Origin of the sequence: Embleya sp. NBC_00888, from assembly GCF_045207655.1 — a bacterium.
Lineage (GTDB): Bacteria > Actinomycetota > Actinomycetes > Streptomycetales > Streptomycetaceae > Embleya.
In genome coordinates this window covers 1769913-1788044 of sequence record NZ_CP108784.1, presented here as the reverse complement: position 1 = coordinate 1788044, position 18132 = coordinate 1769913, and the positions used below count along the sequence as shown (strand labels likewise).

14 protein-coding genes are annotated in these 18132 nt (G+C 73.4%); 6 read left to right on the top strand and 8 right to left on the bottom strand.

The window, feature by feature from the left end:
- Positions 1–142: 142 nt before the first annotated feature.
- A complete protein-coding gene (locus tag OG948_RS06950; protein ID WP_406294666.1) occupies positions 143–1012 on the top strand; it encodes a hypothetical protein in 870 nt (289 codons plus the stop codon).
- A gap of 79 nt (positions 1013–1091) precedes the next feature.
- Positions 1092–1391 carry a hypothetical protein gene (locus tag OG948_RS06945; protein WP_406294664.1) on the top strand — a complete coding sequence of 100 codons (300 nt, stop codon included), beginning with the start codon at positions 1092–1094 and terminating at the stop codon, positions 1389–1391.
- Between the two features lie 82 nt (positions 1392–1473).
- Here OG948_RS06945 and OG948_RS06940 read toward each other — a convergent pair whose 3' ends face one another.
- From OG948_RS06940 to OG948_RS06925, 4 genes are all read right to left on the bottom strand, one after another.
- Entirely contained in the window at positions 1474–6132 is a 4659-nt protein-coding gene (locus OG948_RS06940) for an FtsK/SpoIIIE domain-containing protein (protein WP_406294662.1), read from the bottom strand.
- Positions 6133–6246: 114 nt separating this feature from the next.
- Positions 6247–7386, bottom strand: a complete 1140-nt coding sequence (locus OG948_RS06935; RefSeq protein WP_406294660.1) for a hypothetical protein — start codon at positions 7384–7386, stop codon at positions 6247–6249.
- Positions 7383–7910: a sigma-70 family RNA polymerase sigma factor gene (locus OG948_RS06930; protein WP_406294658.1), complete on the bottom strand. Its 528-nt coding sequence runs from the start codon at positions 7908–7910 to the stop codon at positions 7383–7385. The genes OG948_RS06935 and OG948_RS06930 overlap by 4 nt, the downstream gene beginning before the upstream one ends.
- A 355-nt stretch (positions 7911–8265) precedes the next feature.
- Positions 8266–8694 (bottom strand): winged helix-turn-helix transcriptional regulator, encoded by a 429-nt coding sequence (locus OG948_RS06925; protein ID WP_406294656.1) that lies wholly within the window; start codon positions 8692–8694, stop codon positions 8266–8268.
- 128 nt (positions 8695–8822) lie between these two features.
- Here OG948_RS06925 and OG948_RS06920 point away from each other — a divergent pair, with 128 nt between their 5' ends.
- Complete coding sequence (locus tag OG948_RS06920) at positions 8823–9752, top strand: zinc-binding dehydrogenase (protein WP_406294654.1); 930 nt, start codon at positions 8823–8825, stop codon at positions 9750–9752.
- A 35-nt stretch (positions 9753–9787) separates the two neighbouring features.
- Here the strand turns inward: OG948_RS06920 and OG948_RS06915 are convergent, their stop codons facing one another.
- Positions 9788–10606: a DUF2127 domain-containing protein gene (locus tag OG948_RS06915; protein ID WP_406294652.1), complete on the bottom strand. Its 819-nt coding sequence runs from the start codon at positions 10604–10606 to the stop codon at positions 9788–9790.
- A 108-nt stretch (positions 10607–10714) separates the two neighbouring features.
- Positions 10715–11332 carry a TetR/AcrR family transcriptional regulator gene (locus OG948_RS06910; protein ID WP_406294650.1) on the bottom strand — a complete coding sequence of 206 codons (618 nt, stop codon included), beginning with the start codon at positions 11330–11332 and terminating at the stop codon, positions 10715–10717.
- 239 nt (positions 11333–11571) lie between these two features.
- On the opposite strand from OG948_RS06910, the gene OG948_RS06905 reads away from it, so the two are divergent.
- Both OG948_RS06905 and OG948_RS06900 read left to right on the top strand, forming a co-directional pair.
- A complete protein-coding gene (locus OG948_RS06905) occupies positions 11572–12750 on the top strand; it encodes a thiolase family protein (RefSeq protein WP_406294648.1) in 1179 nt (392 codons plus the stop codon).
- Between the two features lie 110 nt (positions 12751–12860).
- Positions 12861–13622 (top strand): 3-hydroxyacyl-CoA dehydrogenase, encoded by a 762-nt coding sequence (locus OG948_RS06900; RefSeq protein ID WP_406294647.1) that lies wholly within the window; start codon positions 12861–12863, stop codon positions 13620–13622.
- Positions 13623–13886: 264 nt separating this feature from the next.
- On the opposite strand, the gene OG948_RS06895 is transcribed toward OG948_RS06900, so the two are convergent.
- On the bottom strand, positions 13887–14540 hold the full coding sequence (locus tag OG948_RS06895; RefSeq protein ID WP_406294645.1) for a TetR/AcrR family transcriptional regulator: 654 nt from the start codon (positions 14538–14540) through the stop codon (positions 13887–13889).
- A gap of 145 nt (positions 14541–14685) precedes the next feature.
- Positions 14686–16716 carry a hypothetical protein gene (locus OG948_RS06890; protein WP_406294643.1) on the bottom strand — a complete coding sequence of 677 codons (2031 nt, stop codon included), beginning with the start codon at positions 16714–16716 and terminating at the stop codon, positions 14686–14688.
- Between the two features lie 471 nt (positions 16717–17187).
- On the opposite strand from OG948_RS06890, the gene OG948_RS06885 reads away from it, so the two are divergent.
- Positions 17188–18000, top strand: coding sequence for a GntR family transcriptional regulator (locus OG948_RS06885; RefSeq protein WP_406294641.1), 813 nt, complete (start codon positions 17188–17190; stop codon positions 17998–18000).
- The last annotated feature ends 132 nt before the right edge of the window (positions 18001–18132 follow it).

Genomic DNA, 18132 nt, shown 5'->3' with positions numbered 1-18132 from the left:
TCTCCTCGCCGTGCTCGCCGGACCTCGCCCGACCTCGCCGTGACCACGCCCGAGCCACCCGGTCGGTTCATCGAGCCCGCCGAGAATCCACCGATGAACCGACCGGGTGGCCCCGGCGTGGTCACGGCGACGGATCCGGTCGGTGGATTCGCGATGCCCGACGGGAGCGGACGTGGTCGACTTCGCGCTGGACTACAGCACGCTGAGCGAGGCCAAGAAGGACATGTACGACCTCGCCGCCCGGATCTCGCCCACCCTCAAGTCCAGCGACTTCGCGACCCTGGGCAAGGGCGGCTACACCGACGCCCAGGCGGTGTTCGGCGACCCGACGCTGACCGGTGCGTTCCGCAGCCTGTACCGGCTGGCCGCGGGCCCGATGACCCGCGCCGAGGACCTGCTCAAGAAGCTCGGCGACTGCTTCGGCAAGGTCGGCGACGCGTACTTCAACGCCGACGCGCAGATCACCGAGGGCCTGGGCGTGATGGGCGCGACGATGGGCCTGGAGGAGTGGCGGAACAAGGTCGCCGCCTGGAAGTACAAGCAGGACCACATCGACGAGTGCGGCAAGCCCGGCCCGGACGGCAGCGTGCCCGAGTTCTGCAAGGCCACCGACCCCGGCGACAAGCCGCCGCTGGACCAGGTGATCACCACGCCCAACGGCGGCCGGATCGAGACCCATCTGACCCTGGACGCGAACGGCAACGTGATCAAGGAGGAGACCAAGGTGGTCAGCAACGGCCAGACCTATACCTCGGTCACCACCTACGACTCGAGCCGGCTGAACTACACCACCGTGTCCACCGCGCCGGACGGCGGCGTGACCACCACCGAGACGCACCTGAACCCGAACGGCGGCGGTACGCAGAAGGTGGTCGACTCCGAGGGCAAGACGCACACCTACGCGCGCGCCGACGGCAAGCACGAGTGGGTGGACACCACGCCCGCGCCGCCGGAGAAGCCCGTTCCGCCCGGCGGTGGCGGTGGCGGCGGGCGCGTCCCGCGCCGCGACTGAGCCCGCTCCGGCAACCCCCGCAGCACCCGACCCCGCTCGCCGTACCCCCGCGGTGAGCCGATCTCCCCTGGAGGAACCCATGCCCGATATCGCACTCGACTTCGCCCGGATCGACGAGGTCGCGGGCAAGCTCACCAAGGCGCGCGAGACGATCACCCCGATGATCAAGACCCTGCTCACCGACGTGAACGGGCTCCTGGACAACGGCATGGTCTTCAAGGAGTCGAGCCCGGCCATGCGCGACGCGTACGCGAAGTTCGACACCAGCCTGACCGCCGCCATCGACGGCATCCAGATCTTCTCCGACATGTTCGCCAAGATCCGCACGCAGATGCACGAGATGGACGTCGAGATGGCGAAGAACCTGAAGAAGAACTGAGCTTTCGCAGACCACGATTCGGGCCGCTTCCCCCCGGGGGAAGCGGCCCGAACTCGTTTGCCGGGTCGGGAGGTTCGGCCGGCTACTCGGCCGGCCGCAACACCGTCAGCGGCACCTGCACCGCCATCGGCAGGCTCCCCGGACCCGCGGTCCATCCCCGGCCGGGCACCGGCGGCGCCGAACGCACCACGTTCGACGGCAGGCGGGTGCCGATCATGTCGCCCTCCTGCATGTTCTTCGGCGCGAGCAGGATCCCGTTCCGGCTGCCGCGTCGGGCCGCGGTGAGCCAACTGCCCATCGCCACCTGGAGGGCGTCGTAGGACCCCGCGTACAGCAGACCCTGCCCGCGGTCGCGGCCCGCGATCGCCAGGTCGCGCAGGACCCGGTCGGCGGCGGGCATCCCGAGCAGTTCGGCGTCGTCGACGACCACCACGCGCGGGCCGGACAAGTCCTCCAGAGCCCGCTCGACGTCCTCGGCGGAGGGGTCCTCGTCGGTCAGCAGCCGTACCTGCGGGTGTTGCGCCAGAGCGCGCAGCGGCGATTCGCGCGGGGTCAGCACCACCAGCGAGGTGCCGCCCGCGAGCAGCGACACCGACAACGACGCCAGGGTGGTGCTGCGCCCGGTTCCGGAGGGACCGATCACGCAGAACACCGATTTGGCGGCGAAGTCCGCCCCGATCGGCTCCGCGCTGTCGCCGCCGATGCCGAGCAGCCCCCACATCGGGCGGCGCACCTCGGCCGGCACCCGCTCGTACGCGGCGGCGAACTCGACCACGCGCGGCAACGTCGGGATGCGCACCGGCATGCGGTCGCGCGCCACCCCGGTGTCGCGGCGGGTCGCCTCGACGCCGATCCGGCGCAGCGCCTCGGCCTGTTCCTGCCCGCTCGGGTTCGGCGCCAGCAGCGCGACCTGGCTCTCCGTCTGGGACAACACGTGCCAGCCGCGACCGGGCGGGATCACCGCCGGCACCTTGCGCAGCGGCATGCCGACCATCTGGTAGTCGGTCCGGTCGGCCTGGCGCAGCAGCAGCTTGTGGTCGTTGTGCGCGGCCAACCGGCCGCTGAGCAGCGCCCGTTCGGAGGTGGCCACGATATGGATGCCGGCCGCCGCGCCCTCGCGCAGCAGGCGCATCACGTCGTCCACGAGGCGTCCGCCATCGTGGTCGTCGAGCAGTCCCACCAGTGCGTCCCAACCGTCGAGCAGGACCACGATGTGCGCGGGGCGCTCGGCCGCCGGGAGCATCCGGCGCAGCTCCACCAGCCCGGCGGCGTTGTGCGTGCTGCACCGTTCCTGACGCTCGGTCAACTCGCGCACCAGGCGGCCGAGGAGTCGCCCCATCCGCTCCATGTCGTGCCGCGAGACCACCGCGCCGCAGTGCGGCAGGGTCTCCAGGGCGGCCAACCCGCCGCCGCCCGCGTCGATCCCGTACAGGTGCACGTCGGCGCAACTCGCCGTGGCCGCCGCGGCGCCCGCGATGGTGCGCAGCACCTGGGTGCGGCCCGAGCGCGGCGATCCGATCACGTACAGGTGGCCGAAGGTGGCCAGGTCCATCGTGGTCACCCGCTGCTGCTGGAGTTGCGGGACGTCCTCCAGGGCGTAGGGGATGGGCGGTGGGGAGGTGTTGGGCGCGCCGGTGTCGGCCCGTTCCACCGAAGGCAGGTCGTCCAGCAGTACGTGTTCGGCCGGCGCCGGCAACCAGGGGCTGGGCTGCGGGGTGTAGTCCGGCAGCGCCTCGGCCGCCTCGCGCAGGGCCAGGACCAGGGCGTTGAGGTCGGTCGGGTTGGGCGCGTCCGTGGTGTCCGGGCCCTCCTCGATCGCCGGCAGCGACGCCGGGCGGCCGAGGCCGCTCAGGGTCAGCTCGGTGGCGCGCACCGAGCGGGTGGGGCCGGCGGCGGGGCCGCTGCCGGGGATGGGTCGCTCGGCGCCCACCCACGCGGCCTGGAACGGCACGGCGGCGTTGGGTCCGGTGCGGATCAGCGCCCGGCCCGGGGTGCCGGCCGAGATGTGCACGGCCTCCATGGTGTCGATGATGTCCTGGCTCTCGCCGGCATCGGTCACCCGCAGGGCGATCCGCAGGTTGGTGTTCGCGCGGATGTCGCCGGTGACCACCCCGGCCGGTCGCTGGGTGGCCAGCACCAGGTGGATGCCGAGTGAGCGGCCGCGCTGGGCGATGTTGATCAGCCCGGCGACGAAGTCGGGTACCTCGCGGACCAGGGTGGCGAACTCGTCGATCACCAGGACCAGTCGGGGCAGCGGTGCCAGTGCGGGGTCGGCGGTGCGCTTGCCCCGGTACTCGGGGTGGTCCTTGGCCCCGACCTCCGCCAACAGGTGTTCGCGCCGCCGCAGTTCCGCGGCGAGCGAGTCGAGCGCCCGGGTGGCCAGGTGTTCGTCCAGGTCGGTGACCATGCCCAGGGTGTGCGGGAGTTCGGCACACTCGCTGAACGCGCTGCCGCCCTTGTAGTCGACCAGGACGAAGGTCAACTCGTCCGGTCGGTTGGCCACCGCGAGCGCGGCCACGAAGCTCTGCAACAACTCGGACTTGCCCGAGCCGGTGGTGCCCGCGATCAGCCCGTGCGGGCCGTCGCGCACCAGGTCGATCCGCAGCGGCCCGTCGTACCCGGCACCCAGGGTGAACGTGGTCGAGGCCGGTCGGCGGGACCAACGGGCCAGGAAATCCTCCGCCTTCGGCGGCTCGGCGTCGACCAGGTCGAGCAGCTTGACGGTCTGCGGCAGGCCGCTGTCGTGTTCGGGGCTGACGTCGCGCAACGGTGAGAGGGAGCGGGCCAGTTGCTCGCACCAGAGGGCGTCCACGTGATCGGCTCGTACGTCCACCAGGTCCGGCAGCCCGGTCTGGCGCACCGTCAGGTGTCGGCTCGTGGCCAGCACGACGCAGGCGCACTCCTCGGGCAGCAGCCGCTCCTGTTCGTCCAGGCAGACGCTGAACACCCGGGCCGCGGGGCCGTCGGTGAGCACCTGGACCATGCCGGGCACCTCGCGCAACTGCCGGGCGCCGTCCGCGATCACCAGGATGTCGGGGCCGCTGAACATGGCCTGGCCCATCGACGAGCCCATGCTGCGCGCTCGGCCCTGGATCTGCGCGACCAGTTCGGAGATCCGGTTGGCGGTGGATTCCGGGTCGGTGCCGAGCAGCACGACCGGCGCGGCCGAGCGGGACTGCGGGCGCAGGTGCGGCAACCAGCGCACCCAGGCCCAATCGGCGGCCCGGTCGGGGTCGGTCAGCACCACCACGCGCAGGTCGCGCGGGCTGTGCAGGGCGGCGGACTGGATCACCAGCCAGCGGGCCAGCGCCTGGATCGGTTCGGTGGGGCCGGCCACCCCGAGCACGCCGTGGTCGGCGATCTCGATGCCGATCGGTGTGTCCGGCAACGTCCAGCGGGCGGTGCGGTGATGCTCGTCCCGGGCCGGATCCTCGACCTCCTTGACCGACGGCTGATCCACCGTGCCGATCCGCAACACCAAGTGGTCGGCGTCGCGCCGGCGCCGCTCCCACAGCCGGCTGCCCGGGCCGGTCGCGATCAGCGCGACCGCGGCCGGGTCGGGGCCGACCTCGCCGCGGACGATGCGCTCACGCCGCACGGCGGCGCGGATGTCGGCGTGCAGGACGCGCAACCGGCGCCGGTACTGCACCCCGTCGAGCCGGTGTTTGACCCGATTGCCGCGGCGGCCGGAGATCCAGTTCGCGATCGCCATGAACGGACTCATGATGCAGAAGATCAGGTAGAAGTACGACTGGAAGAACCCGACCATCGCCAGGCCCATCACCAGCGGGGCGATCATCACCAGCAGCGGGAACGGCAACCGGTTGGGCTCCACCGGCGGCGAGGGCAGTCGGATCTTCTCCGCGTCCAGGTGCGGGGCGATCCGCGGCGGCCGGTTGTAGTCCAGGCCGATGCCGTCGTCGGAGGGTGTGACGTCGGCGTCCGCCTCGACGGGGCCGGACAGCCGCAGCAGGGACGGGCCGACGACCAGGTCGGACCCGTGCGGCCAGGATGTGCCCGGCGGCGCGGGGGCGCGGACCACGGGGTCCTTGGGCGGGGCGATCCGCGCGCTGTCCCGCTCGACCTTGCGGTCCGCCTCGCGCTCGTCCTCCAGGACGCGTTCCTCGTGCCGGCGAGGCAGCGCCGCGGCGGCGGTGATCGCGTCGGTGGGCGGCGGCGCGACCTCGCGGCCGTGCACCGTGCCGTCGTCGGGGACGGTGCGGTGCCAATACGCCGAGCCGTCGGGGCAGACCGTCACCCACAGGCCCCGGGCCGGTACGCCGGCGACCGGCAGCCGGATCGCGCAGCCCTCGTCGGCGCCGATCTCGTGGCTGCCCGGGCCCAACGGCCAGATCCGACCGGTGTACGGGCCGGACACCGCGTGCACCTGGACCAGGGTCTGCGGATCGAAGGGATGCCGGGGAGCGTGCACCCGATCGGGCTCGGCGGGCGGTGCGCCCAGGCCCAGGACGGTGGCCTCGCGGATGCCGGAGACGGTCAGCGGAGCGTGCGGGTCCAGCGCGGTGTCGCCGAGGTAGAGCGCCTGCCCGTCGATCGACGCGTCGCCGTCGAGGAACGCGCTCAGCTCGGCGGCGCGCCCCTCGGGGGCGGCCTCGACGGGTACGGTCGGTCGCCGCACGGCGGTCGCGAGGTCCGCCACGATGCTCCCGGGCGGGAGGTCCACGAGATGGTCGCGGCGCAGACCGTCCGCAGCGTCCACGGTGGTGACGGTGAGTCTCACGTTGGCGTGCTCCTGGGGGTGGGCGGGGATTGGGGCCGGGGGTGCGGCCTGGGGAGGGACGGGCAAACGCCGGACGGGCCGATCAACGGCCCGTCCGGCGTGTGGGAAGCGGGATCACACGTCGACGGACACGCCGCTCGGCTTGTCGGTGTCGGCGGGCTCGTCGAAGTCGTCGTGCGCGGCCGGCGGGACCGGTTCGTTCGGGGCCGCGCCCTGGAGCGAACCCGATGCCGGGTCCGGGGTCGGGGCATCGCCCGGGGCCGGATCCAGGTCCGGGTCGGCCACGATCGGGACCGGGCGCGCGGCGTCCTCGGTGGACCACGGCGGCAGTTGCCACACCGTCGCGGCGACCGCGCGCGGCAGCGGCCGGGCGTCCACCCGCAGCGGGGTGCCGTGCACGAGCAGGGCGCCGGTCGGGGACACCGCCAACAGCCGGGCGTGGCCGCGCGGCGAACCCAGGGTCAGCACCGACACCGGTGAGGCGGCGGGCACATCGGGGGTGTCCGCGCACACCACGACCTGCGGGTAGCGGCGGCTGGAGGCGGCGGTGGTCGCGAGGGTGAACGCCTCGGCGGTGCTCGGCCCGGCATGCCGCGGGTGGATGCCGTCCGCGACGGTGACCGCGCCGGCCGGCAGCCGGGCGTCGAGCTGGGCCGCGAGCGCCTGCACGGTGGCCCGCGCGCCGCGCCGCTCGCCGGACACCGCGAGCACGCGCGGACCGGTCAACAGGTCGAGGAAGACCACCGCGTCCTGCCGGGTGCCGATCGCCACCAGCAACGGCGCCGGACCGGTGCCCGCTTCCAGGTCGGTGCGGGCGATCCACCACAACCGGGGGTCGAGTTCGTCGACCGCCCACGGCTCGGCGGGCTCGGGCAGGTCCGGCCCGCAGGCGACCAGCACGCCCACCACGTCGCGCTCCACCAGCGCGCCGTACGGACGCGCACCGGCCGACACGCCGGCCGCGAGCTGTAGCGCGTGCTCGGCGTCGGTCCAGGTGTTCGGCCCGCGCAGTGCCCGAACCAGCAATCGGCGGCGCCGCCGATATCGGGTGAAAGCGGTGACCGGCTCGGCGAACGCGGCCACGGTCAACGCGATCTCGCGACGCAACCGGCGGCGGACGAAGCGCCAGCCGCCGCGCCGCATGGCGGCCCAGTGGGCGAGGGCGCACACGAGGACGGCGATCCCCGTGTAGCCGAGCAGGGTCGTCATGTCGTATCCGGCGACCCGCATGGCGAGGTCCTCGGAGCCTGTCATCCGCTCTCCTCGATCGCGGCCGGCTCCCGACGGATGGCCGCGATCCCGTGGTAGGTACGGGACTTGACCGTCCCGCGCGGTATCCCCAGGGCGCGCGCGACGTCCGCGCCGCTGCGGTCGAGCAGATGCACCTGGGCGACCGCCTCGCGGTGCGAGGGCGCGAGCGCGCGCAACGCCCCCACCAGTACGCAACGATCCACCACCGTCGCGGCCGGATCGGGCACCGTGGGCAATCCGACGAACTCGCTGGGATCGATGCCCACCGGCAGCGACCGGTTGCGCCGCCGGGCGTCCACGGCCAGGTTGCGGGCGACCCGGAAGAGCCACATCCGGATCGGTCTGCCGTCCCAGTCCAGGCGGTCCACAGCCTCCCAGGCCCGTAACAGCGTTTCCTGGACCACGTCTTCGACCGTGTGCAGGTCCGTGCCCAGGATGCCGCTCACGTACCTGCGCAGCGGCGTGCTCTCCGCCATCAGCAGTTCGATCCGCCGTTCGCGCTCGTGGGTCTCACGGCCAGGCGACACGACAGGGCTCCTCGAGGGGTTCGGCCGGCGTCCGTTCCGCCGGTCAAGATCACGATATGGAGCCGGAAACACCCTCGGCGGGACGGAAAATGAACAGTCGGCGATGTTCTGGCGGACCGCTGGTGACCCGCCGTCGTGCGGCCCGAACACAAGCGCGCGGTGCGTCGGACGTCGGCGAAGTGGCAGGTCACCCGCGTGCGGTGGGGCACGAGCACTCGGGCCCGCGGGGCCGCGCGGCGCGAACGGCGGTCGCGGGCGGGGCCGGTGAGGGGGTGTCGGATCGTGCCCGATGCGGGCGGGGCCGCCGAGGGGTGTCGGGTCGTGCCCGATGCGGGCGGGGGTCGGTGAGGGGCCGTCAGATCGTGCCCGGGGTCCCGCTCGGTGTGAGGTGTTCCGCGTCGTAGTGCTCGCGTGCCCGGTCCACCTCGGGGATGTGCTCCTCGGCCCAGGTCTTGATGGCCAGCATCAGCGGCAGCAGGCTCGCGCCCAGCGGGGTGAGCGCGTAGTCGACCCGGACCGGGACGGACGGGGTGACCGTGCGGGTGACCAGGCCGTCGCGTTCGAGGTTGCGCAACGTCTGGGTGAGCATCTTCTGGCTGACCCCGGCCACCCGGCGGGACAGGTCGCTGTACCGCATCGGGCCGTCCGCCAGCGCGTTGACCAGCAGGCTCACCCATTTGTCGCTGATCCCGTCCAGGAGCCGGCGGGCCGGGCAGTCCGCCATGTAGGCGTCGAACGCGGTGCGGGCCTCGGTGCGGCGCTGGGCCGCGGTACGGGTCGCCATGGCTCTCCTTCGGGTGGCATACGCACTGCGGGGTACGTGCTTTCCATTGGAGAGTAGCTCTTCGTAGGTTGTCGATCGAGGGGCCGGGAGGGCCGGCCCACAGCCACACGGAACGTGGGAGTGGTGTCATGCGTGCGGTGATCGCCCGAGCCGGATCGCCCGTCGTCGAGGTCGTGGACACACCCGACCGCGAACCGGGACCGGGACAGGTGCGGATCCGGGTCGCGGCGGCGACGGTGAACCCGGTGGATCTGCTGGTGGTGGACGGCGCGCCGGTGCGGTTCGGCCTGGTGGGTGCCCGCGAGGTGTTCGGGCTGGGCTGGGACGTCGTGGGCGAGGTGACCGAGGTCGGCCCGGGGGTCACCGGGTTCGCCGGCGGCGACGCGGTGCTCGGGCTGCGCGACCGGCTGGATGTACGGACGGGCGCGCAGGCCGAGTTCGTGGTGCTGGACGCGGAGGCGGTCGGGCCGCTGCCGGCCGGCCTGGATCCGGTGGCGGCGGCGACCATCCCGCTGAACGGGCTGACCGCGTGGCAGGGGCTGGACCTGCTCGACCTGTTCGCCGGGGACACCCTGGTGGTGACCGGTGCGGCGGGCGCGGTCGGCGCCTTCGCGGTCGAACTCGCGGCGGCGCGCGGCGTGCGCGTGGTGGCGGTCGCGGGTGCCGCGGACGAGGACTTCGTACGCGGCGTCGGGGCCGAGTGGTTCGTCGAGCGCGGTGCCGAACTCGCGGACCGAATCCGGGCGTTGTTGCCCGGCGGCGCGGACGCGGCGCTGGACGCGGCGATGCTCGGGCCGGACGCGCTGGACGCGGTGCGCGGCGGCGGGGCGTTCGTCGCGGTCAACGCGGGCGCGGCGCCGCCGGCATTGCGCGGGACCCGGGTGCACCAGGTCTGGATCCGCGCGGACGGCGCGCGGTTGGCCGAACTCGCGGCGCTGGCCGACAAGGGCGGGCTGACCCTGCGGGTGGCCCGGACCTTCCCGCTGGCGGACGCGGCCGAGGCGTTCGCCCGACTGGCCGCGGGCGGCCTGCGCGGACGGTTGGTGCTGGTGCCCTAGGCCCAGCCGGGCGGGGGAGGGGCGAGGCGCTCGGTTCAGGGGGTGCGTGCGTGCGGCGTCTTGGCCGCGGGCACGTGCTCCTCCCACGGTTGCCGGGGCGGACCGGGGTGGATCGCCTCGTCGATCTCCAACAACGATTCGCTGTGCCGCTCGCGCTCGAACGCCTCGGCGCCGCCTCGCACCCCGAACAGCCGCTTGGCGACGATGATGTAGACCACCGCGAGGATGTTCAGGGTGAGCGTGGCCACCTTGAACGCGCTCACGTGCTCGCGCATCTCGTAGCCCTCCAAGGGCAGGAACGCCGCCGTGGCGACCACCGTGAGGTACTCGGCCCAGCGCTTGAGGAACCACAGGCCGACCGCCTCGACGATCTCGATCACCGCGTAGACGACCATCGCGATCGCGACCCAGACCAGCGTCGAGTGCTTGTAGTCGAAGGTCTTGCGGATCGAGTCGACGATGGGCGAGTGGTCCAGGTCGTAGTGGAAGTGCTCGGCCACCGGCCGGAACGCGGTCAGATCGTCCTCGAACAGCCTGCGCACCGAGTCCTGCGAGTTGCTGAAGCGCCAGACCGCGTAGGCCGCGAGCAGGATCAGTACGCCGCGCGCGGCCCGCTCGACGGCCAGAAAGCGCAGGATCAACACGTCGCGCAGGGCCCGCCCGCGCATCACCGTCGGCGCGTCGCCGGCCGGGCCGCGGCCCTTGACCTCGCCGAGCACGTAGTCGCCGCAGCGCAGGCAGCGCCACGCCTCGCCGACCGGCGTGCTCGCGTGCAGTCGGTCGCGCAACGCGGGTTCGTCGGGAGCGTACGTCTCGTGTCCGCGCCGGGCGCAGGTCCGTCGATTCCAGTCCACGCCGTGAAGTTACGGCCCGTGGGTCCGGTTCCGTCCAGGATTGGGCCGGGTTCCCGCCAAGGATTGGTCATCGAAACGTGAAATCGTCGAAGGCGGCGCGGAGGCGGGTCAGCTCGCGTCGGGACCGGCGAGCACGGACCCCAGGTGCCCGGCCCACTGACGTACGATCGCCCGTCGGATCGCCTCGTCCTCGACGAGCATGTCCCGCACACCCAGGCCGCGCGCGAGGGACAGGGTCGCCTCCACGGCGGCGGGCACCCCCGGGCGGGACACGTCGGCGGCGAGCAGGTCGACCGCCATGTCGTACATCGCGGCGCACAGTCGCCGATCCAGCGGCACCACCTTGACCCGCAGCGCCTCGTCCTGCACGGCGGCGGCCCACAGGTTGAGCGCGGCGCGGTAGAGCGTGCCGCGGAACATCGACACGAGTGCCTCGACCACCGCCTCGGTGTGCTCGGGGCCGGGCGGGATCCGGGCGCCGTCCAGCCGGATCCGGGCGAACAGGTCGGTCACCATGTGGTCGATCGCGGCGGTGAACAGATCCTCGCGGGTGGGGAAGTGGTGCTGCACGGCGCCCCGGGAGACGCCCGCGCGCTCGGCGACCACGGTGACGGTGCCGCCGAGCCAGCCCAACTCGGCGAGGACCTCGACGGCGGTGTCCAGGAGCCTGGCTCGGGTGACGCGGCTGCGGTGCTGGCGTGGCTCGCGTACGGGTGCGCTGGTCACGGTCGTCAGCCTAGTGGCGTGGCCGGGAACGATGGCGGTGCCCGGGTCGATGCTTGACAGGGGTTGCGCCGGCGGGTCGAATGTCTTTAGCGAACGTTCAGTAACCTTGGGGTCCGGTTCACCTCACCGGCGGCGGGCGGCGCGGAACCGCGTGGGGCGGCGCCGGTCGGCCGCCGGGTGTGGCCCGGCCGGGCCCGCCGGTCCGTCGGTTCCGCCAGTCCTGAAGGAGACGAAACCCCATGACCACAGCCGTCATCGTCGACGCCGTACGCACCGCGTCCGGCAAGGGCAAGCCCGGCGGCGCGCTGTCCGGTACCCACCCGGTCGACCTGCTCGCACACACCCTGCGCGCGCTGGTCGAGCGCAACGGGCTCGACCCCGCGTCGGTCGAGGACGTGATCGCGGGCTGTGTGTCCCAGGCCGGCGACCAGTCGCTGAACATCGCCCGCAACGCGGTGCTCGCCGCCGGATTCCCGGAGAGCGTGCCCGCGACGACCGTGGACCGGCAGTGCGGATCCAGCCAACAGGCCGCGCACTTCGCCGCGCAGGGCGTGATCGCCGGCGCGTACGACATCGTGATCGCGGGCGGCGTCGAATCGATGAGCCGGGTGCCGATGGGCTTCGCCGCGCGCGGGGGCGACCCGTTCGGCGAACTGCTCGGCAAGCGCTACCCGCAGGGGTTGATCCCGCAGGGCTATTCGGCCGAACTCATCGCGGCCCGATGGAACCTGGACCGCGAGACGCTGGACCGGTTCTCCGCGCGCTCGCACCGGCTCGCCGCACAGGCCGGCGCGGAGGGCGCGTTCGACCGGGAGATCGTGCCGATCACCCTCGACGGCGGTGAGCACCGGGTGGACGAGACGGTGCGTCCCGCGACCACCGAGGAGGGGCTGGCCGGGCTCAAGCCCGCGTTCGTGGACGAGGGCATGGGCGCGCGCTTCCCGGAGATCGACTGGCGGATCACCCCGGGCAACTCGTCGCCGCTCACCGACGGCGCCTCCGCCGCGCTGATCATGAGCGAGGAGCGGGCGACCGCGCTCGGCCTGACCCCGCGGGCCCGCTTCCACGCGTTCGCGGTGACCGGCGACGACCCGCTGCTGATGCTCACCGGGGTCATCCCGGCCACCCGCAAGGTGCTCGAACGGGCCGGGCTGGGCATCGACGACATCGACGCGTTCGAGGTCAACGAGGCGTTCGCGCCGGTGCCGTTGGCATGGGCGGCGGACGTGGGCGCCGACCTGGAGAAGGTGAACGTGCGCGGCGGCGCGATCGCGATCGGCCACCCGCTCGGCGCGTCCGGCGGGCGGTTGCTGAGCACGCTGCTGGGCGTGCTGGAGTCCACGGGTGGACGGTACGGCCTCCAGACGATGTGCGAGGGCGGCGGGATGGCCAACGCGATGATCATCGAACGCCTGTGAGCTCGCGGATCCACCGCACCCGGGCCGCGTGATCGCGGTTCGCCTCCGATTTCCCGTCCGTCTTCCCGTTGTTGCTCGACCCCGCACTTGACTGTTACGGAGACACACACATGCGCATCGAAGGCACCACCGCCCTGGTCACCGGCGGCGCCTCGGGCCTGGGCCTGGCCACCGCCGAACTGCTCGTCGCGAAGGGCGCCTCGGTCGTACTCTTCGACCTGCCCTCCTCGCAGGGCAAGGGAGTTGCCGAACTGCTGGGCGAGCGAGCCGTGTTCGTGCCCGGCGACGTCACCCGGGAGGACGACGTACGGGCCGCGGTGGAGGTGGCGGACGCGGACGGCACGTTGGCCATCACGGTCAACTGCGCGGGCGTGGCCGACGCGGCGCGGACGGTGGGCCGCAAGGGCGCCTTCCCGCTGGACGTGTTCGCGCGGGTGGTCAACGTCAACCTGATCGGCACCTTCAACGTGCTGCGGTTGGCCGCGGAGCGGATGGTCGGGCACGAGCCGGTGGACGGCGAGCGCGGCGTGATCGTGAACACCGCGTCGGTCGCGGCGTTCGACGGGCAGATCGGGCAGGCCGCGTACAGCGCGTCCAAGGGCGGCATCGCGGCGATGACGCTGCCGATCGCGCGGGACCTGGCGGGGTTGGCGGTGCGGGTGATGACGATCGCGCCCGGCCTGTTCGAGACGCCGCTGCTCGGGTCGTTGCCGGAGGCCGCGCGGGCTTCGCTCGGGGCGCAGGTGCCGCATCCGAGCCGGTTGGGGCGGCCGGCGGAGTACGCGTCGCTGGTCGCGCACATCGTGGAGAACCAGATGCTCAACGGTGAGGTGATTCGGTTGGACGGGGCGATCAGGATGGCGCCGAAGTAGGCGCTGGGCGCTGGGCCTTTTGGCCTCAAGCGCGCGTCGGCCGGGCTGGGTTGGCCGGCCTCCGGCCGAGGTGGCCTCAAACGCCGGCCGGGCTGGATTCGGTTCGGTCGGCGTCTGGTGTTGGTCGGGCTGGGGTGGCCTCAAGCGCCGGCCGGGCTGATGTGGTTCGGGCGGCGTTGGGTGTGGGTTGGGGTGGCCTCAAGTGCCGGCCGGGCTGGATTTGGTTCGGTCGGTGTTGGGTGTCGGGTGTTGGTTGGGTTGGCCTCAAGTGCCGGGTGGGGTGGGTTTTGGGGTGTGGCCGACTGTGGCCAAGGAGATTTGCACGTAGCGGTCGGCGATCTGGGATGGGGTCAAGGGGCCCGTGGAGCGGTACCAGTCGGCGACGGCCTGGCAGCAGGTGAGGACGGCGCGGCCGGCGTCGACGGGGTACGGCGTGGTGAACTCGCCCAGCGCGACGCCGTCGCGGACCGCGTCGTGCATCAGGGCCTCGAGTTCGTCGCGCATCGCGACGTAGCGGGCGCGGTTGTCGGGTTCGAGGCTGCGCATCTCGGTGTCCAGGAAGGCCAGCGGCGCGCGGTTGGCCATGTACAGCACGATGCACTCGACCAGTGCGGCGAACCGCGCGGTGGGCGCGTCGTCCGCCTCGGCGAGTGCGCCCCGGCAGCGGCCGAGCGCGGCGTTCATCGAGCCGAGCAGCAGCTCGACCAGCAGCGCCTGCTTGTTCCGGTAGTGGTAGTACAGCGCCGGCACCGTCACACCCACGCGGCGCGCGATGTCGCGCACCGTCGTGCCGTGATACCCGTGCTCGTCGAACGCGGCGAGCGAAGCGGCCAGGATCGGCGGCAGCAGCAGCGGATCGTACGCGCGCCAGTCGGTGTGGCCGTCGGCGCGCAGATCGGCCGCGAGTGGCTCCGCCATGGGGTCCGGCTCCTGATTCCGCGCACGGGCTCCGGCCGTTCCGGGGCGCATTGTGTTGGTTGTGGACATCCTAACGATCGCTCGCTAGGTATCCACGGATCGGCCGCGCGAACGCGGGCCCGGCGGCGGCGTGGGGCGGGAGCGGTCAGCCGCCGATCTGCTGGAGCGTCTTGACCAGTTCGGCGAAGCCGATGCCGACCTCGTCCAGGACGCGCAGGAGGGCCGGCGGCGGGTCGCCGATCTGGCGGTTGAGCGGGCCGACCCGGCCCGGGACGCTCGCCAGGTCGCCGCCCCGGAAGCGCGACTCGGGGTCGGCCGGGGGCCGTATCTGGTAGCTGCGCCAGTTCCGCGCCGGCCAGTTGAGCAGCGTCAGGTCGGGCGCGTCCCAGGCCATGAAGGCCCAGCGGCGTTCGTTGCCGGCCTGGATCAGCACCGCCTCGCCGTACTGCGCCAGGCGCGTCGCGGCCACCGCCGCGATCGGGACCGGGTTGCCGAACGAGCCGGTGATCCGCCAGATCCCGTCCTCGATGCCGGCGACCCAGCCGTGGGCGGCGAACTCCTCGATCGCGTCGGCGTACGGACTGTCCTCGACCGGGAGGGCCGGGATCGGTTCGAGGTCGGTGCGTGTGGGGACGTGCAGGGCGGACGTCGCAGCGGGCGCGGCGGGGGCGACGGGTGAGGGAGTCGGCGCGGGCGACGGTGCCGCAGCCGGACTCGGAGTCGGTGTCGGCGGGCGCGGCGTGGGCGTGGCCTGTGGTGCGGCCGGGGCCTCGATCGGGCGCGGCGCGACCACGGCAGTCGGCGCGGCGGGCCGCGGCGTCGGCGGCGTGCTCGGCGTGGGCTCCGGGCGCGGGGTGAGCCGTGTCTCGCTCGGTCGCGCGGCGGCGGCCGGGCTGTACGCGAACACCACCGCGGAGTGCAGAACGCTGCCGTCGGCGCGCGTGACACTGCCCCGTACCGCCGGACCCAGACCGGCCGCGGGCGGGAAGCCGGCGCTCGTCGCGCCGCTCGCTATGGTGCCCAACTCCCGCCAGGAGCCCGGCGATCCGTCGGCGGAGGTGCTCACCGTGACCGGCTCGCGGGCGGCCTCGGACAGCACCACGCGCAGTCCCGCGCCGTCCGCTTGGGCGCCGAGCAGGACGAGTTCGGCACCGGCCGCGACGCCGCGCAGCGCGTCCAGGCCGGCGGGCGAGGTGGTGCGCCCCTCGCCGAGCGGCAGCAGGTCGGTGCCGACCGTGCGTACCGCGAGGTCGAGACCGCCGCCGCCGGCCGCGGTGTCCGCGAACGCGGCCCGGGTCAGGTCGGCGTTGCCGGTCAGCGCGAACCAGTGCTCGCCGATCCGCCACTGCGCGAACCGGCCGTGCGCCGGCCGCTGTTCGGGCAGTACGAGCACGTCGGCCGGGCGGCCGGCGAGCGCCGAGCGCAGCAGCGCGCCGGTGTAGCCGGACCAGTTCTCGTGCACGCCCACCCGCACCCGAGCCGGGGACAGCCGCGCGATCAGCTCGCGCAGCGTGTCGCCCGTCGAGTCCACGGCCGGCGCGTACACGTGCAGCTCCCCGACCGGACCGGCCGGCACCTGGGCCAGCAGCGAACGGTCCAGGTTGTCCAGCAACCGGGCCTCGGGACCGGGCGTCTCGTCCGCCATGATGTGTCGCTCGGTCAGCAACCCGGCGATCTCGCGCAGGTACTCGCCGGCCCACGGGGCCATCGCGACGCCGTCCAGGTCGGGCAGCTTGTCCAGCCAGTCGGCCACGTCGGCCAGCAGCGCGTTGGACGCGTCCTGCTCGGTCTCGACCACCGTCCACAACCGGTCGTCGGCCCAGCCGGGCAGCCCGGGAGTGCCGCCGCCGATCGCGATCCGGCACGCGTGCTCGCCGAGCAGCACCACGAGCTTGGCGCGCAGGCCACCGGGACAGACGGTGGGCGCGTAGAGGTAGTCACGGCCGGCGCCGCGCACCTCGACGGGGTCGTGTGTCTCCTGCGCGGCGTCCCCCAGGATCGCGACGCGCGCGGAGAGGTCGCGGGCGAGCGGTACGGCCACGCGCTCCAGGTACGGCAGGTCGACGCCCAGGCCGATGAACAGGGCCTCGTGCAGGGCGGCGCCGTCGGCGCGCTCGTGCCATTCCCGCAGGAGCGTGACGGGGGATGCGGATCGGGTGTGCTGCGACGCGGTCATATGTCGATGTCCAAGGTCGTTCGTCCCGAGGGGATGGCGTGCGGGTGCGGCTCGCGGATGCGGTCGGTGGAGCCTTCGACACGATTCCGATGGTAGGCCCGGTCGCGCGTCGTCGGAGGAGGACCGGCAACCGAACGGGCGCGCCCCGGAACAGCGCCGGTCGGCGTGCGGGCCGCGCGGGTCATCCGAAACCACCTTCCTCGTCGCGAGGATCATCGCAGGAGTCGGCGGCGGCGATGGCAAAGGCCCCACGTCGTGGGCACCATCCGGGGCCGGAGCACCCCCGTGTCCTTGTCGCCGACTCGGCTCCCTGAGATATTAGTCCCCCCGGGCAAGCGTGAAGTCGGCCGCGTCGAGGGCGGTGCGCGGGTCGGGCGCGTTCCTCGATCCGGTCGACCCGCCGGTTTGCCGATCCTCGCCGATCCCCGCCGCCGACCCGGAACGCGGCCGGGAGCCGAGGAGAATCCGGACATGACGCCGAGCCCGACAGCGCGCAGGAAAAGCCGGACCGCCCTCGCCCGGGAGGCGATCCGCGGTCGGATCCTGCGCCTGGACATGGTGCCCGGCACGGTGTTCAGCGAGGGGGAGCTGGCGACGGTCCTGGGGATGGGCAAGACGCCGGTGCGCGAGGCGCTCAATCTGCTCACCCACGAGAGCCTGGTCGCGGTCGCGCCGCATTCGGGCTATCTGGTCATGCCGGTCACCCTGCGCGACATCCGCGAACTGCTCGAACTGCGCCTGACGATCGAGACGTTGCTGGCCCGGCTGGCCGCGAGGCGGCGGGACGCGGCGGGGCCGCGCGGGCTGGAGGACACCGCGGACGCGTGGCGGCGGGCGGCGGCGGCCGTGGTCGCGACGGGCGTACCGGGCACGTGTCACCGGTCCGGCTCTCGCACCGGGGCGGGTGTCGGCCCGGAGCCGCTGGGGTGGCTCGGACTGGGCGCCGCGCTCGCCGAACGGGCCGGGAACGGGCGGGCCGCCGAGGTCGAGCACTACGTGTTGCGCCACCACCTCCGGCATGTGTGTCTGGCCGCCGCGCTCGGCGATCCGCGCTGGCCGGCGCCCGATCACGGGGCATTGGGGGCCGCGCTCTCGGCGGGTGATCCGGAGGCCGCGGCGAGCGCCGTCGAGGCCGGCGTCCGGGCCCTGGGCGCGGCCGTGGTCGCCGCGCTGGTGCCGCCCGTCGCCGCGCGGCTGGGCCGTGCGGACGACGACGGATTCGGCGCCGAGCCGCCGGCGGACCTGCTCGACCTGGACCTGGGCACGCTGTTGCGCGACGGGTGAACCCGGGCGGTCGGGGCGGTACGCGGCACCGGTCACCATCAGGGTCGGGACGCGATCCGGGCGACGGTCCGCGCGAGCCCGCGCGATCACGGTTGGGATGCGTGGCCGGGCGATCACGGTCGGGTCGAGGGC

Coding starts and splice junctions, on each gene's coding strand:
- OG948_RS06925 (WP_406294656.1), bottom strand. CDS start 8,694: ATGGCGACCCGTACCGCGGCCCAGCGCCGCACCGAGGCCCGCACCGCG.
- OG948_RS06895 (WP_406294645.1), bottom strand. CDS start 14,540: ATGGCGGAGCCACTCGCGGCCGATCTGCGCGCCGACGGCCACACCGAC.
- OG948_RS06885 (WP_406294641.1), top strand. CDS start 17,188: ATGACGCCGAGCCCGACAGCGCGCAGGAAAAGCCGGACCGCCCTCGCC.
- OG948_RS06900 (WP_406294647.1), top strand. CDS start 12,861: ATGCGCATCGAAGGCACCACCGCCCTGGTCACCGGCGGCGCCTCGGGC.
- OG948_RS06935 (WP_406294660.1), bottom strand. CDS start 7,386: ATGACAGGCTCCGAGGACCTCGCCATGCGGGTCGCCGGATACGACATG.
- OG948_RS06905 (WP_406294648.1), top strand. CDS start 11,572: ATGACCACAGCCGTCATCGTCGACGCCGTACGCACCGCGTCCGGCAAG.
- OG948_RS06920 (WP_406294654.1), top strand. CDS start 8,823: ATGCGTGCGGTGATCGCCCGAGCCGGATCGCCCGTCGTCGAGGTCGTG.
- OG948_RS06890 (WP_406294643.1), bottom strand. CDS start 16,716: ATGACCGCGTCGCAGCACACCCGATCCGCATCCCCCGTCACGCTCCTG.
- OG948_RS06945 (WP_406294664.1), top strand. CDS start 1,092: ATGCCCGATATCGCACTCGACTTCGCCCGGATCGACGAGGTCGCGGGC.